Origin of the sequence: Bacillus sp. TH17 (assembly GCF_016651125.1) — a bacterium.
Classification (GTDB): Bacteria; Bacillota; Bacilli; order Bacillales; family Bacillaceae_G; genus Bacillus_A; species Bacillus_A mycoides.
This window is the reverse complement of the sequence record NZ_JAEKEN010000001.1, coordinates 4,499,897-4,514,360: the sequence shown is the minus strand read 5'-3', so window position 1 is coordinate 4,514,360 and position 14,464 is coordinate 4,499,897. Positions and strand designations below refer to the sequence as shown.

Annotated in this window: 18 protein-coding genes and 1 tRNA gene; 11 read left to right on the top strand and 8 right to left on the bottom strand. The window is 37.9% G+C overall.

What is annotated here, in order from left to right:
* Window positions 1–52 precede the first annotated feature (52 nt).
* The 9 genes from JFT95_RS23345 (at window position 53) to JFT95_RS23305 (ending at window position 8,069) form a co-directional block, all read left to right on the top strand.
* On the top strand, window positions 53–559 hold the full coding sequence (locus JFT95_RS23345) for an acyltransferase (RefSeq protein WP_002129892.1): 507 nt from the start codon (window positions 53–55) through the stop codon (window positions 557–559).
* Between the two features lie 145 nt (window positions 560–704).
* Window positions 705–2,216 (top strand): tetratricopeptide repeat protein, encoded by a 1,512-nt coding sequence (locus JFT95_RS23340; protein ID WP_002129890.1) that lies wholly within the window; start codon window positions 705–707, stop codon window positions 2,214–2,216.
* Between the two features lie 84 nt (window positions 2,217–2,300).
* Window positions 2,301–3,257 carry a thioredoxin-disulfide reductase gene (gene trxB, locus JFT95_RS23335; protein ID WP_002089563.1) on the top strand — a complete coding sequence of 319 codons (957 nt, stop codon included), beginning with the start codon at window positions 2,301–2,303 and terminating at the stop codon, window positions 3,255–3,257.
* A gap of 161 nt (window positions 3,258–3,418) precedes the next feature.
* Window positions 3,419–4,225, top strand: a complete 807-nt coding sequence (locus JFT95_RS23330; RefSeq protein WP_002016085.1) for a DUF368 domain-containing protein — start codon at window positions 3,419–3,421, stop codon at window positions 4,223–4,225.
* A gap of 215 nt (window positions 4,226–4,440) precedes the next feature.
* Window positions 4,441–4,899 carry an NUDIX hydrolase gene (locus tag JFT95_RS23325; RefSeq protein WP_088044948.1) on the top strand — a complete coding sequence of 153 codons (459 nt, stop codon included), beginning with the start codon at window positions 4,441–4,443 and terminating at the stop codon, window positions 4,897–4,899.
* A 20-nt stretch (window positions 4,900–4,919) separates the two neighbouring features.
* Window positions 4,920–5,801, top strand: a complete 882-nt coding sequence (gene rapZ, locus JFT95_RS23320) for an RNase adapter RapZ (protein ID WP_002016084.1) — start codon at window positions 4,920–4,922, stop codon at window positions 5,799–5,801.
* A 3-nt stretch (window positions 5,802–5,804) separates the two neighbouring features.
* A complete protein-coding gene (locus tag JFT95_RS23315; RefSeq protein ID WP_002016083.1) occupies window positions 5,805–6,758 on the top strand; it encodes a gluconeogenesis factor YvcK family protein in 954 nt (317 codons plus the stop codon).
* 88 nt (window positions 6,759–6,846) lie between these two features.
* Window positions 6,847–7,797: a DNA-binding protein WhiA gene (gene whiA, locus JFT95_RS23310; RefSeq protein ID WP_002016082.1), complete on the top strand. Its 951-nt coding sequence runs from the start codon at window positions 6,847–6,849 to the stop codon at window positions 7,795–7,797.
* 23 nt (window positions 7,798–7,820) lie between these two features.
* Entirely contained in the window at window positions 7,821–8,069 is a 249-nt protein-coding gene (locus JFT95_RS23305) for an HPr family phosphocarrier protein (protein WP_002016081.1), read from the top strand.
* 251 nt (window positions 8,070–8,320) lie between these two features.
* Here the strand turns inward: JFT95_RS23305 and clpP are convergent, their stop codons facing one another.
* The 8 genes from clpP to JFT95_RS23265 form a co-directional block, all read right to left on the bottom strand.
* Window positions 8,321–8,902 carry an ATP-dependent Clp endopeptidase proteolytic subunit ClpP gene (clpP, locus tag JFT95_RS23300; RefSeq protein WP_001049156.1) on the bottom strand — a complete coding sequence of 194 codons (582 nt, stop codon included), beginning with the start codon at window positions 8,900–8,902 and terminating at the stop codon, window positions 8,321–8,323.
* Between the two features lie 240 nt (window positions 8,903–9,142).
* Window positions 9,143–10,012: a DUF421 domain-containing protein gene (locus tag JFT95_RS23295; protein WP_002016080.1), complete on the bottom strand. Its 870-nt coding sequence runs from the start codon at window positions 10,010–10,012 to the stop codon at window positions 9,143–9,145.
* Window positions 10,013–10,032: 20 nt separating this feature from the next.
* Window positions 10,033–10,239: a DUF1657 domain-containing protein gene (locus tag JFT95_RS23290; RefSeq protein WP_002167398.1), complete on the bottom strand. Its 207-nt coding sequence runs from the start codon at window positions 10,237–10,239 to the stop codon at window positions 10,033–10,035.
* 9 nt (window positions 10,240–10,248) lie between these two features.
* Entirely contained in the window at window positions 10,249–10,599 is a 351-nt protein-coding gene (gene spoVAE, locus JFT95_RS23285) for a stage V sporulation protein AE (protein WP_000575919.1), read from the bottom strand.
* On the bottom strand, window positions 10,596–11,612 hold the full coding sequence (gene spoVAD, locus JFT95_RS23280) for a stage V sporulation protein AD (protein ID WP_000938981.1): 1,017 nt from the start codon (window positions 11,610–11,612) through the stop codon (window positions 10,596–10,598). Before spoVAD ends, spoVAE begins: the two co-directional genes overlap by 4 nt.
* On the bottom strand, window positions 11,613–12,089 hold the full coding sequence (gene spoVAC / locus JFT95_RS23275) for a stage V sporulation protein AC (RefSeq protein ID WP_002129887.1): 477 nt from the start codon (window positions 12,087–12,089) through the stop codon (window positions 11,613–11,615).
* A gap of 28 nt (window positions 12,090–12,117) precedes the next feature.
* On the bottom strand, window positions 12,118–12,606 hold the full coding sequence (locus JFT95_RS23270; RefSeq protein ID WP_002167400.1) for a YhcN/YlaJ family sporulation lipoprotein: 489 nt from the start codon (window positions 12,604–12,606) through the stop codon (window positions 12,118–12,120).
* A gap of 106 nt (window positions 12,607–12,712) precedes the next feature.
* Window positions 12,713–12,919 carry a DUF1657 domain-containing protein gene (locus tag JFT95_RS23265; RefSeq protein WP_000216167.1) on the bottom strand — a complete coding sequence of 69 codons (207 nt, stop codon included), beginning with the start codon at window positions 12,917–12,919 and terminating at the stop codon, window positions 12,713–12,715.
* 910 nt (window positions 12,920–13,829) lie between these two features.
* On the opposite strand from JFT95_RS23265, the gene JFT95_RS23260 reads away from it, so the two are divergent.
* Window positions 13,830–14,030 carry a hypothetical protein gene (locus JFT95_RS23260; protein ID WP_002129884.1) on the top strand — a complete coding sequence of 67 codons (201 nt, stop codon included), beginning with the start codon at window positions 13,830–13,832 and terminating at the stop codon, window positions 14,028–14,030.
* A gap of 356 nt (window positions 14,031–14,386) precedes the next feature.
* Window positions 14,387–14,462: transfer RNA gene (locus JFT95_RS23255), tRNA-Arg, on the top strand.
* Window positions 14,463–14,464 lie beyond the last annotated feature (2 nt).

The window sequence follows — 14,464 nt, the reverse complement described above, 5'->3', positions numbered from 1 at the left end:
AGATTCCTGCCGGTTAAAGTGTCACTTTTATATAAGTAGAGGAGAGAGTTCAGTGCGACGGACAACGCGCTATCCTGTTTCAGGAGAAAATTCATTGTGGAATGTGTATAAAACAGTTTCTTTTTGGAAGGTAATGAAAAATTTTATTATCATCCAAATCGCACGTTACACGCCATTTTTATCCGTAAAGAATTGGTTATATCGCACGTTTTTACGGATGGAAGTAGGAAAGAAAACGTCGTTTGCACTTATGGTAATGCCAGATATTATGTTTCCAGAAAAGATTACTGTGGGAGAAAATTCAATTATCGGCTATAATACAACGCTTTTAGCGCATGAATATTTAATTCGTGAGTATCGACTTGGAGAAATCGTCATAGGGAATGAAGTTATGATTGGAGCGAATACGACAATTTTACCAGGTGTGACAATTGGAGATGGAGCTATCGTTTCTGCAGGCACACTTGTCCATAAAGATGTACCAGGCGGCGCTTTCGTAGGCGGAAATCCGATGCGTATTATTTATACGAAAGAGGAAATGGCCACTAGAGAAGGTTGATGTTAAAAATGTAACATTTCCCTTCTCTTTTTATGAATAAAAAGGAAATAATTGATTATAATATACTGTTTTGTTTTTTACGGAATCGTTTATACTTATAGATAGAAGAATGTGTGAACGAAGAAAACAAAAAACTGGAGGATATATGGGGAAAAATCAAAGAATATATAAGGAGAACGGACAAGTTATCTCTTTTAATCAGTTAGCGGACTTCTTTTATAAAAAAGGGATGAGGGCTTATAAAGGGCAAAAATTGCAAGATGCAATTAAATATTTTCGAAGAGCAGCACAAAGCGAGAAGGAGCCGTTTATTTTATGCCAACTAGCAATAGCATTATCTGAATCTGGTGAATATCAAGAGTCGAATCAGATATTTCTAAAGCTTGTTAGATCCAATCCTGAACTTGAGCAATGCTATTATTTTATTTCAAATAATTATGCATATATGGGCTTGTTTCAACAGGCGAAGAAGTATGCAGAGCGATATTTAGAAGTTGCGGAAGAGAAGGAATTTGTAGAAGATACATTAGAATTGCTTGAGATTATGGAAGAAGATGCAATGGGTGCGGAAGAGATTGAGGATGAAGATGAGCTAATTGTTATGCAAGAAGAAGCGAACCGCTACATTCGTAACGGACAATTAGAAGAGGCGATTGCTACACTAGAAGTTGTTACGAAAGAATATCCAGAATTTTGGTCAGGACATAATAATTTAGCGATTGCACATTTTCAATCAGGTAATGTAGATCAAGCGCTTAAGTTAACAGAAATGATTTTAGAGAAAAATCCTGGTAATATGCATGCGCTTTGTAATACTCTTATTTTTCTATATTCAATTGGAGAGCATAAGCAAGTAGAGTCATTAGCGGGGCAGTTAGTATCGGTATATCCAATTTCATTTGAGCATCGTTTGAAACTTGGAACAACGCTTGCAACAATTGGTCATTTTGAACCTGCATATAAATGGTTCAAAGTATTAAAGCGTCAAGGGTACGAAGGAGACGTCAGTTTTTATTACTGGTTTGCATACTCTGCGTATATGGTGAAGGAACAGCAAGTAGCTGAAAAAATGTGGCAACATGTTGTAGAATTGCATCCTGATAAAAAAGGAAAAGAACCGTGGAATGCACTGAATTTAGCAGATGAAGGACAAAATCTTTTATTTGAAGAGTTACGAAAATCATTTCAGCAAAGTACGACGCTAGAAGAGAAAATGCTAGCTTTATATTTAATGAATGAATTGTCAACACCAGAGAAGGTTGGATTCTTCTTTGATGTAACGCAAGCGAAAAATGGTGTTCCAATCGTATCGCAACTTGCAAAATATTTCTTTTTACTTAATAGTCATAAAAGCATCCCAGCTGATTTACAGCAATTTGAACAGTGCGTACGAATCGCGGATGCATTATACAATTATACGAAAAAAGATGATGAATTAATCGAAGAGTGTTTAAATTTTTGGTTTTGCACGTTCATACGTTTATATACATCTGGAGCGACTTTTACAAATGTGTACGGTTGGTCAGCGGCAATTGAATATATTGTGCGCGGCGAACAAAGAAATAAGATGACACAGGCAGAGCTTGGTGATGTATATAATGTATCTGTAGCGACTGTACGAAAGTATGTGCAGGCTGTTAAGCGCACGCACACGTAGGGTAGGCAAATCATTGGGAAAAAAATGATGCTAACAGTATAATGAGGGTAACTTAATGTGTATGAATGAATGGGAGTGAATAGTGTGTCAGAAGAAAAAATTTATGATGTCATTATTATTGGTGCAGGACCAGCTGGTATGACAGCTGCGGTATATACATCTCGTGCGAATTTAAGCACACTGATGCTTGAGCGTGGTATTCCAGGTGGACAAATGGCAAATACAGAAGATGTAGAGAACTATCCAGGTTATGAGTCTATTTTAGGACCAGACTTATCAAATAAAATGTTTGAGCATGCGAAGAAATTTGGTGCTGAATATGCATACGGTGATGTAAAAGCAATCATCGATGGTAAAGAGTACAAAACAATTATTGCTGGTAAAAAAGAATATAAAGCACGTGCAATTATCGTTGCAAGCGGTGCAGAGTATAAAAAAATTGGCGTGCCAGGTGAAACAGAACTTGGTGGCCGCGGTGTATCGTATTGTGCAGTATGTGATGGTGCATTCTTTAAAGGGAAAGAACTTGTTGTTATTGGCGGCGGAGATTCTGCTGTTGAAGAGGGTGTGTTCTTAACACGCTTCGCATCAAAAGTAACGATCGTTCACCGTCGTGACACTCTTCGTGCACAGAAAATTTTACAAGATCGTGCTTTCCAAAATGAGAAAGTAGATTTCATTTGGAATCACACTATAAAAGAAATTAACGACGCAAATGGTAAAGTAGGAAGCGTAACACTTGTAGATGTAAACAGCGGAGAAGAACAAGAAGTTAAAACTGACGGCGTTTTCATATACATCGGTATGTTACCACTATCAAAACCGTTTGTTGAGCTAGGTATTACAAATGAAAATGGTTATGTTGAAACGAACGAGCGTATGGAAACGAAAGTTCCTGGTATTTTCGCAGCTGGTGATGTTCGTGAAAAAATGCTTCGTCAAATTGTAACTGCAACAGGTGATGGTAGTATTGCAGCGCAGAGTGCACAGCATTATATAGAAGAGTTAGTAGAAGAATTAAAAACTGTAACAGAAAAATAAGGGGTAATATACCTTTTGAGAAGAAAGCTACCGATAGGAGCTTTCTTTTTTTTGTGAAAATGTCAAAGTTTTGTCAAAAACAATTAGGATTATAAGATTTCTTATTGATATACTGGACTTTACGGAAAAAATCACTATAAGAAATGAGGAATTTATTCAGTATGGAATGGCGTAATATATATCGTGGATTTTGTATGGGCGTTAGTGATTTAATTCCTGGTGTGAGCGGCGGAACAATCGCTGTTGTGTTAGGGATTTATGAACAATTGCTCGCAGCAATTAGCGGATTCTTTAGTCGTGAATGGAAAAAACATTTAGCGTTTTTAATCCCACTTGCAGCTGGTGTAGCGGCGGCTTTTCTAACGTTAAGTCACGTTATTAAATATTTATTAGCAAATCATTATGAACCGACTCAATTTTTCTTCCTCGGTTTAATTATTAGTATATTACCGATGTTAATGAGAGAAGCTGATGCAAAGGCAACGTTTAAAGGTAGTCATATTGCCTTATTAATAATTGCAGCAATTCTTGTTGCAATAACAGCATTCTTTAAACCAGATAAGGCAGCGGATCCAATTACGACGTTAACAATTTTAAATGCAATTGGTTTATTTTTCGCAGGATGGATGGCTAGTATGGCTATGCTTCTTCCTGGAATTAGTGGATCGTTTATTTTATTAATTATTGGTGTGTATCCAACAGCAATTAACGCTTTAACTACACTCAATTTACCGTTAATCGTGGTTATCGGTGCCGGCGTGATGGCCGGATTTGTTGTAAGTAGTAAAGGAATTAGTTATTTGTTAGATCGTTATAAAAGTATGACATTTGCGGCAATTATTGGGCTCGTTATCGGGTCGATTGTCATTGTGTTCCCTGGTATTCCGACTGGTGGCATTTCAATTGTAAGTTCAATTATTACTTTTATTTTAGGATTTGCGGTTGTTACTTATTTCGGTAAGAAATAAGTGTTTTAATCCCCTTAACGATAAAAATCGTTAAGGGGATTTTTATGTGCTATTCATAGGAAGTAAGGTATTTTGATTGCTTGTTATAGAAAGAATTTTTACAATTGCTTGGCGAAAGGGGACTGGCACCTTCGTTGTAGCAAACTGTTTTTGATAGTATAATGAAATGAGTATGCAGTGAGAAATTTTGCTGCAAGTAGCTGAGGTGAAGAAACATGCAAAGAGTGACAAACTGTGTGTTAATTAGAGATAGTGAAGTACTCTTACTCCAAAAACCTCGCCGAAATTGGTGGGTTGCACCGGGCGGGAAAATGGAGCGTGGTGAGACAGTAAGAGATTCCGTTGTTCGCGAGTATCGTGAAGAAACAGGTATTTATTTAAAGAATCCAGCATTAAAAGGGGTCTTCACTTTTGTCATCCAAGAAGGTGATAAAGTTGTTTCTGAATGGATGATGTTCTCCTTTTTAGCAACAGATTTTGCAGGAGAAAACAAATTAGAGAGCGAAGAAGGCATCATTGGTTGGCATACATTTGATAAAATTGATGATTTAGCAATGGCACCAGGAGATTATCACATTATTGATTATTTAATTAAAGGGAATGGTATAATCTACGGTACATTTGTATATACCCCAGATTTTGAGTTGCTTTCATATCGATTAGATCCGAGTTAAACCTGCAAGGAGAGGATACGATGACAGAGAATAATGATATAAAAATGGTAATTATTACAGGGATGTCTGGAGCTGGAAAGACGGTAGCGTTACAAAGTTTCGAAGATTTAGGATATTTTTGTGTAGATAATTTACCACCGATGTTATTGCCGAAGTTTATTGAACTTATGGCAGATTCAAAAGGTAAAATGAATAAAGTGGCACTCGGTATTGATTTACGTGGCCGAGAGTTTTTTGAATATTTATGGGGAGCGCTTGATGATTTATCAGAACGTACATGGATTATTCCTCATATTTTATTTTTAGATGCGAAAGATAGCACACTTGTAACTCGTTATAAAGAAACGAGACGTTCGCATCCACTTGCGCCAACTGGCTTGCCGTTAAAGGGAATTGAAGCTGAGCGTGGTTTATTAACTGATATGAAGGCAAGAGCGAATATTGTGCTTGATACATCTGATTTGAAACCGAAAGAATTACGAGAAAAAATTGTTCACTTATTCTCAACAGAAACTGAGCAAGCATTTCGTGTAAATGTTATGTCATTTGGATTTAAGTACGGAATTCCAATTGATGCTGATTTAGTATTTGATGTTCGTTTTTTACCAAATCCATATTATATTCCACATATGAAGCCATTAACAGGACTGGATGAAGAAGTTTCGTCGTATGTGTTGAAATTTAATGAAACACATAAGTTTTTAGAGAAATTGACGGATCTTATCACTTTCATGCTGCCTCATTATAAAAGAGAAGGTAAGAGTCAACTTGTAATTGCGATTGGATGTACAGGTGGGCAACATCGTTCTGTTACGCTTACAGAGTACCTTGGGAAACATTTGAAACCAGAGTATAGCGTTCATGTATCTCATCGTGATGTGGAGAAGAGAAAGGGCCATTAAGGGATGAAAAAAGAGAGAAAACCTAAAATTGTTATCATGGGAGGTGGAACTGGACTTTCTGTTTTATTAAGGGGATTAAAACAATATCCTGTTGATATTACAGCAGTTGTAACAGTAGCCGACGATGGAGGCAGTTCAGGTAGACTACGTGATGAGCTAGAAATTCCACCTCCAGGTGATATTCGTAACGTACTTGTTGCGTTATCGGATGTAGAACCATTAGTGGAGGCTTTATTTCAGCACCGTTTTACAACTGGAGACGGACTGAAAGGGCATGCGTTAGGAAATTTACTATTGGCAGGTATGACTTCGATTACAGGAGACTTTTACCACGCGATTACGGAAACGAGTAAAGTATTAAATGTCAGAGGACGTGTATTACCAGCAGCGAATCAAAGTGCGGTACTTCATGCAGAATTAGAAGATGGAGAAATTGTAACAGGTGAATCAAAGATTCCTCATTTCGGGAAGAAGATTAATCGTGTCTTTTTAACTCCAGAAGATGTAGAACCGTTATGTGAAACGTTGACGGAAATTAAAAGAGCTGATTTGCTTGTTTTCGGTCCAGGAAGTCTGTACACAAGTATATTACCGAATTTAGTTGTTAACAAAATTGGAGACGCTGTTCTTGCTGCAAAAGCGAAGAAGGTATATGTATGTAATGTTATGACGCAAGCGGGCGAAACGAAGGGTTATACTGCGTTTGATCATGTGCAGGCGTTACATGATCATTTAGGTAAACCATTTATCGACACTGCGATTGTAAATAATCGTGATATTCCTCGTGAATTACGTAAGTTATATGAGGAAGAGATGTCGGAACCAGTGGCACTGGATACAAATCGTTTTGCTGAACATAATATCGAAATCATCCAAGATCGATTAGCGAAATATGATGATCGTGTTGTAAGACATGATACATTAAAGTTAGCTTCTATTTTATATTCATTGTTATAAATGTGCGTTGCCTCATTTGAGGTAACGCTCCTCATTCATATAGGACAAGATTTTTGTTCCAAAGTAATAGTATAAGGAGGTGTTGACTGTGTCATTTGCATCAGAAACAAAGAAAGAGTTGACCAACCTTGAAATGAAGGAATGCTGCGAGAAATCAGAATTATCGGCGTTGCTTCGAATGAACGGATCGCTTTCTTTTTCAAACCGTCGCCTATCTATCGATATTCAAACGGAAAATGCAGCAATTGCAAGAAGGATTTATACGCTTTTGAAAAAAGGATATGATGTGACGGTAGAATTACTTGTTCGTAAAAAAATGCGATTGAAGAAAAATAATGTATATATCGTGCGGCTTGTTGAGAAGTCTCGCGAAATATTAGCAGATCTTCACATTGTTCGAGATGACTTTTCGTTTATTCGAAATATATCGCAGGAATTAATCGAGAAGAAATGTTGTAAACGATCGTATTTACGCGGTGCATTTTTAGCAGGTGGTTCAGTAAATAACCCAGAAACATCATCTTATCATTTAGAGATCTTTTCGTTATATAAGGAACATAATGATTCTATATGTGAACTGATGAACGGATTTGATTTAAATAGTAAGACGTTGGAAAGAAGAAAAGGGTACATTACGTATTTGAAAGAAGCTGAAAAAATTACAGAGTTTTTAAATATTATAGGTGCTCATAATGCACTTTTAAGATTTGAAGATATTCGAATTGTTCGCGATATGCGTAATTCAGTAAATCGTTTAGTTAACTGCGAAACAGCTAATTTAAATAAAACAATTGGTGCAGCGCTAAGGCAAATTGAGAACATCCGCTATATTGATGAGACGGTGGGGCTTGATATTTTGCCAGATAAATTAAGAGAAATTGCACAGTTACGAAGAGATTATCAAGATGTAACATTGAAAGAATTAGGTGAGATGGTATCCGGAGGGAAAATTAGTAAATCGGGTATTAATCATCGTTTGCGTAAAATCGATGAAATTGCAGAGAAATTACGCGCGGGGGAAACAGTAGCAAAAAAATAAAAGGTTAAAGGGGAAATGGAGCTGTGGTTCAAAAACTGGTTAAAGTGGCATTAAAAAACGGCTTACAAGCACGTCCGGCTGCGTTGTTTGTACAAGAGGCAAATCGCTTTCATGCGGATATCTTCATCGAGAAAGATGGAAAGACAGTGAATGCAAAGAGCATAATGGGGATTATGAGCTTAGCAATCGGAACTGGTAGCATGATTACAATCACAACAGAAGGTTCAGATGCAGAAGAGGCTTTGGAAGCATTAACTGCATATGTACAATAAAGGGTTATCGCGAATGTGCGATAGCTTTTTTTATTTTTCTGTTTGTGGGGTGCGTGGTTGGTGTGGTAACGAATGATCGGTGGGTATATAGCTGGTTCGCGCTTGTCGGAAATTGTCGGTAAGTCGATAAGTTGTGGTCGATATAATTGAAAAATCACCGATATATTGGATTAGATACTAGGTAGGGTATGTGATACCCTTGTACATAATAAAAAAAGCGCCCTGTAGTAGGGCGCTTCCGCTTTTAAGTATTAACGATTTGTAAAGATCTTATCGATTAAGCCGTATTCTAGAGCTCTTTCTGCTGTCATGAAGTTGTCGCGATCTGTGTCGCGTTGTAGAACTTCAAGTGGTTGACCTGTGCGGTCAGCAAGAATTTGGTTTAATTTTTCACGTAAGAATAGGATACGTTTTGCAGCGATTTCGATTTCAGTCGCTTGACCTTGTGCACCGCCAAGTGGTTGGTGAATCATTACTTCACTGTTAGGAAGAGCGAAACGTTTTCCTTTTTCACCTGCTGCAAGTAAGAATGCACCCATAGATGCAGCCATACCGATACAGATTGTTGATACTTGTGGTTTAATAAACTGCATTGTATCGTAAATTGCCATACCAGCTGTGATAGAACCACCAGGGCTGTTGATGTAAATGTGAATATCTTTTTCTGGATCTTGAGATTCCAAGAATAAAAGCTGGGAAACGATTGAGTTTGCTACATTGTCATCAATTGCGCTACCAAGCATAATGATGCGATCCTTTAATAGTCGAGAGTAAATATCGTAAGCGCGTTCTCCACGATTTGTTTGTTCAATTACTGTAGGAATTAAATTCATCTGTTATTTCCTCCTTTAAAAGCTTTCTTAGTCTTATAATACAATTATGGTCAATGAAGGTCAAACGAAACCACTTTAAATCAAAAAATATGTAGTTGTATCATGATTTATTCGCTATGTTTTTAAAATTCCCTGCTTATGTATCTTCAACATCATAACCGAATTACATAAATTTAAACGTGATTAATGGTGTGGAAAAGGCAAAAGAACGCCTTTTGTATAGAAGCGTTCTTTCATTTTTTATTCTTTTAACAGATAGGTTACTTTATTTAAGATTTTCTCGATTTGTTTTGCGTTTTTACTATACATATCACTCGCTGATTTTGATTTCGTTTCTAAAGAGAATAATTCAAGATCAGCATTGCATTTCTTTAAGGATGCTAATAATAAAGGCTTGTTTTGAGGAGAAGGCATTTGGAGTTTATCATTATAGATGTCGATAGTAAGTTGTCCGTATGAATCAACTTGACCAAGAAAGACATTTTCAATGACAACACCGAGTTTTTCTAGCTCAGAATGTAACCAAGCGCGATTATGTCCGCTAGCAGAAAGAGGTTCATCTAGTACATTTCCATCCATAATAACAGTTTGCGGTTCTTTTTCGTTTGGCACTTTTAGGCTGATATCTTTTGCTGTAAGTGGTTGGCGATCTTTCTTTAATAATACATTTAATTCACCGCTCGGTTCTAGTACAGCAAATTCAACATCAGCTACGCTGAACGCATTTTTTCCTCTGAGAAGCTCAAGTAATTCATCACTTGTATACTTTTCTTTCTTTAAATTATCTTCAAGTATTTTGCCGTCTTTTATTAATACGGTAGATTTTCCTTCAAAAAAATCTCGAGCTGTTTTGTTCTTTAAAGAGAGGATTCCAGTGAAAAAAGGTACCACAGCGAAAATGAGTATCGCAAAGACGCCGTGGAAAAATTTTGAATCAAGCCCTGTAGATACTTGGGCAGCGATGTCACCGATTGTCATTCCGGCTATGTATTCAAAAAAGGAGAGCTGAGAGATTTGTCTTTTTCCTAACCATTTCGTAATAGCGAATAAAATAATTAATATGAATACAGAGCGAAGAATGACAAGTGTCCATTCCGGCAGGTGAGACATAGTCATTTCCTCCAGTCTACTTAAAACCCTTTATATTGAGGTTCTTCACGTTCTAATACTGAAACCCTATTCTGTAAATCAGCGATGATGCTGTCCATTTCTAACATACATTCATGAAATACACGTTTTGATTCCGCGTCCTGTGAATTTAGTGAAAGGGAGCTTAAACTTGCTTGAGCGCCCCTTACACTGGCAAGGCAGGTTTTAACGCTAGCGATAACTGTCATACGAACACCTTATCCTTTCGGTTTGAATAGCAATGCTCCAATGAAGCCGAAAATAATGGCAGCTGATACACCAGCACTCGTTACTTTAAACATGCCGGTAATAACGCCGACGATGCCATGTTTGGCTGCTTCCTCCATCGCGCCATGAACGAGGGCATTACCGAAACTTGTAATAGGTACAGTTGCCCCAGCGCCTGCAAAGTCGATTAATGGTTCATACAGATTGAATCCATCTAATATAGCTCCAGCAACAACGAGTGTTGCCATCGTATGAGCGGGGGTTAGTTTGCCGACATCAAACATAAGCTGTCCGATTACGCATATGAGTCCACCAATGACGAAAGCCCAGAAAAAAATCATTGCGTTGCACCTCCAAATTCAATCGAAACAGCGTGAGCGATACACGGAATCGTTTCTTCTTGTTGGAATGTAAGTGGAGATAGTAAAGCACCTGTCGCAACGACAAGTATTTTTTTGAATTCTCCTCTTTTCATTCGGTTTAATAAATGTCCGTATACGACTGTTGCTGAACAGCCTGGACCACTTCCACCAGCTATGACAGGTTGACCTTCTCTATAAATGATGATTCCGCAATCTTGAAATTGCTCGCTCTTTACCTTTGTTCCATGTTTATGTAGTAGGTCGTAAGCGATTTCGCGACCGACATGTCCAAGGTCACCTGTTACGATTAAGTCGTAATAAGAGGCGTCAATTTGTCGTTCGCGTAAATGAGCTTCAATCGTATCGACAGCAGCTGGGGCCATCGCACCACCCATATTAAAAGGATCTGTTAGTCCCATATCAATAACTCGTCCAATGGTGGCCGATGTTACTTGTGGACCATATCCAGTGTCGCTTAAAATAGCCGCGCCTGCACCGGTCACTGTCCACTGAGCCGTAGGAGGTTTTTGACCACCATATTCAGTTGGATAGCGGAATTGTTTTTCTACCGCAGCGTTATGACTTGATGCCCCAGTTAATAAATACTTTGCACCTTTTGCATTTACGATACTTGCACCGAGTGCTAAGCCTTCCATAGAGGTAGAACAGGCGCCGAATAAACCGAGATAAGGTGTTCCGAGTGTGCGGCATGCAAAGCTCGTTGGAGTTATTTGGTTAATTAAATCCCCTGCGAGTACGAATTGAATATCGTCTTTACGGAGCTTTGCTTTTTCGGTAGCGCGGCTACAAGCTTCTTCAAATAAAATTTTATGCGCCTTTTCGTAAGAATCTTGTCCGAGCCATAAATCTTCATGCAGGGTATCGAAGTCTTCAGGAATTTTTCCATTTGCCTCAAATGGGCCACCGACTACACCTGTTGAGATGATAACTGGTTTGTTTTCGAATACCCATGTTCGGTGTCCTTGTAACATTTACAGCCCTCCCCATTGAAAGAGAATCGTTTTAATAAGAGCGATGACAAAAGCTGAAAATACGCCAAATAAGATGACCGATCCTGCTAGTTTAAACATGTTACCACCAACGCCGAGAACGAACCCTTCTGTACGGTGTTCAATACATGCGGCAATAACAGAGTTACCAAATCCAGTAACGGGAACTGCGGTACCAGCACCAGCAAATTGTCCGAGGCGATCGTAGACGCCAAATCCCGTCAGTAGCATGGAGATAAAAATAAGAGTTGCAACGGTAGGGTTCCCGGCAGATCTTTCAGTGAAATCAAAGTACGTAATATAAAAGGTGGAAATCAGTTGGCCTATTAGACAAATTAATCCCCCGACGAAAAAAGCTTTCATACAATTTTTTAAAACGGGGCGCTTCGGTTCGCGCTGTTGTTCGAATTTTTTATATTCTTGTTGCACAGGTGTTAAATTTTTATCTTTACTAGACATTTGAATCCTTCCTTCTCTTTTAGAAAGCTTAAATATTAGATCCCATTTCTGATTGAATGAGTTTTAACTGTTCTTTAATGTCATCCTTACTCACTTTCTTTTTCTTAATTTTGTTTTCAAGTTCTTCTATGAGCATAAAAATCTTTTTGTCTGTACTTACACGAATATCGAAAGTAGGGTTTTCATCACTTAGCTTCTTTTTTAATTTACTTCGTAAAGGTTTTAAACCAAATCTTTCGTGATGTTCAGGTTTAACGGCTATGTAAAGATCTAAATTTGTATTAACTGCGGTAGCTTCTATAATTCCCTCCATAGCAAGAGCTTTTTTCTTAGCGTCTTGCGATATAGATTGATTAAAGGATTCTGTACTCATTTTTGTTAATTTAGGGCCCTTTTTCTCATCTGCCCGCTTAGCTTCTTCTTTCTTTACTTTTTTATCTAACGGGCTATTATCACATCCGGTAAGTGAACCGAATAGGAGCATAAATAACGCGGTTATGATTCCAAGTTTTCGCATTATAATCATTCCATTTCTATTGCATTATGTAATTTGAGAAAAAAGGATGATTGCATATCACCCTTTTTCTCAAATTGTGTACCATTAGATACAATGGCACCTTTGGTTATTGCTGTGTGTATTGTGGTTCTTCTTGCTGGACTTCTTCAACACGCGGGTTTAAAGAATCGATAATTGTTTGTGTTTGCTGCGCAGCTGTTTGGAAAAGTTGCTTTGCTTGTTGGTTATCCGTATCAAGAGCGAATCCCTCTAAGCTAGCTTGTGCACTTTTTAATCCAGAAACAGTTTGCTTTAGTTTTGTAATTACAGTCATTGAATGAAGCCCCCTTTGGAATATCAATTCAAAGATTATAATTTGTGAGTTGGGGTGAATTTATGATTGGAAAATTTAGGTTTTTGAAGTTAAAGCTTTGATTCAAGCGTCAATGAATTCTGTGTTATAGTGGCGCTTTATAAGATGGAAGAGGATAATATGTAATTCATGATGTAGGTATGTTACCTGTTGAAGATTAAAAAGTAACTGAAAATTACACGAGGTAAAATTTCTAATTATTCACAAAAAACATATCAATAAAATATATATTTCTATTCTTGTAGTTATTTTTAATTTAAAATAAAATTTTCTTGTATAGTAAAAAAAAGGATGTGTTCAGTTTTAAAAAAATAATATCTTCATTATCTTATTCGTTCAATCGAAGTCATTCACGAAAGAAGAACGTTATTAAATCAATGTTTCTTTTAATGCATAAAACATTTACGAATTGTTTTGTTCATCGAAAGTCTTGCGAATTCTTTTAAATCAACGTTTAGAAGAGAAAGTCGAAAGTAACAAAAGTCATTTATGTTGTATTCGTCATTCATCAAAATGAATACGCTATTCACCACAAGCCAACCCAAACGAAAATTTTCCGAACCCTCCAAGCCACCCCGCTGAGCCGTCGCAGGAGTCCCTTAGAGATAGTATTTGTGATTTTTGAATCAGGGGGTTGATCTCTCGCGAAGTCCTGACGCAGCCCAGCGAATTGTCTTTTACCCAATCCTCGCCGAGTTTCTACTATCAAAGAAAATAACGTTTCTAATGCGATTGGGCAGCCGTTATCGGAACTTACCCCCGACAGTGTGTTAAAATTAATCGAAGCGGAAAACGAGGATCTCCAATTGACTGAACGTGTGATCGGTTGGACAGTTTAAGAGGGTTGTATAAAAAGGGAGATGGCGCAAAGATGGTGAGATCAAAAGAGAATGATTTAACGGAGAAATTGGCAGAAGGTCACCGAGAATATGGTGACGGCAACTTTACAGTACAGAACATCGGTGATGAAACTAACCCGAATTGGACTGTCGTAAAAAATGTGAGGAAGGGATCGGCAGGCATTCGTGAAGGGGAAGATATATTTAGCCTGCGATCAAAATATATAAAATAGTGCGGAGATGGGCGGGCATCACTTCGCCTGTCTTTTTTTTATAGACTATATGCGAAAAGTGCGATGCCGAGAGATGCAATTCTAGACGATTAGATTTAATATGATGAAGTATGAGCCTATATGCGTTCTATTTCGATTTAAGTAGATTAAGGGGGAACGAAAGAAGGAAAACTGCGCACTAAAGCTAGTGTAGAAGAGGTTTTTATGCTTGCGTATTAGGTTAGCGTCAGGATATAATATCCATATGTAAAGAAGCGAACGTCTACGTGTTGGTGTTCGTATCCTACGTTTAACTTTCGGTAAGAACAAGTCGGAAGAAGACGGAGGCAAACCGTTGATATTATCGTAATAATCATGCGCCCATAGCTCAGTCGGATAGAGCGGTGGTTTCCGGTACCACGTCTGCCGGGGGTTCGAATCCCTCTGGGCGCGTT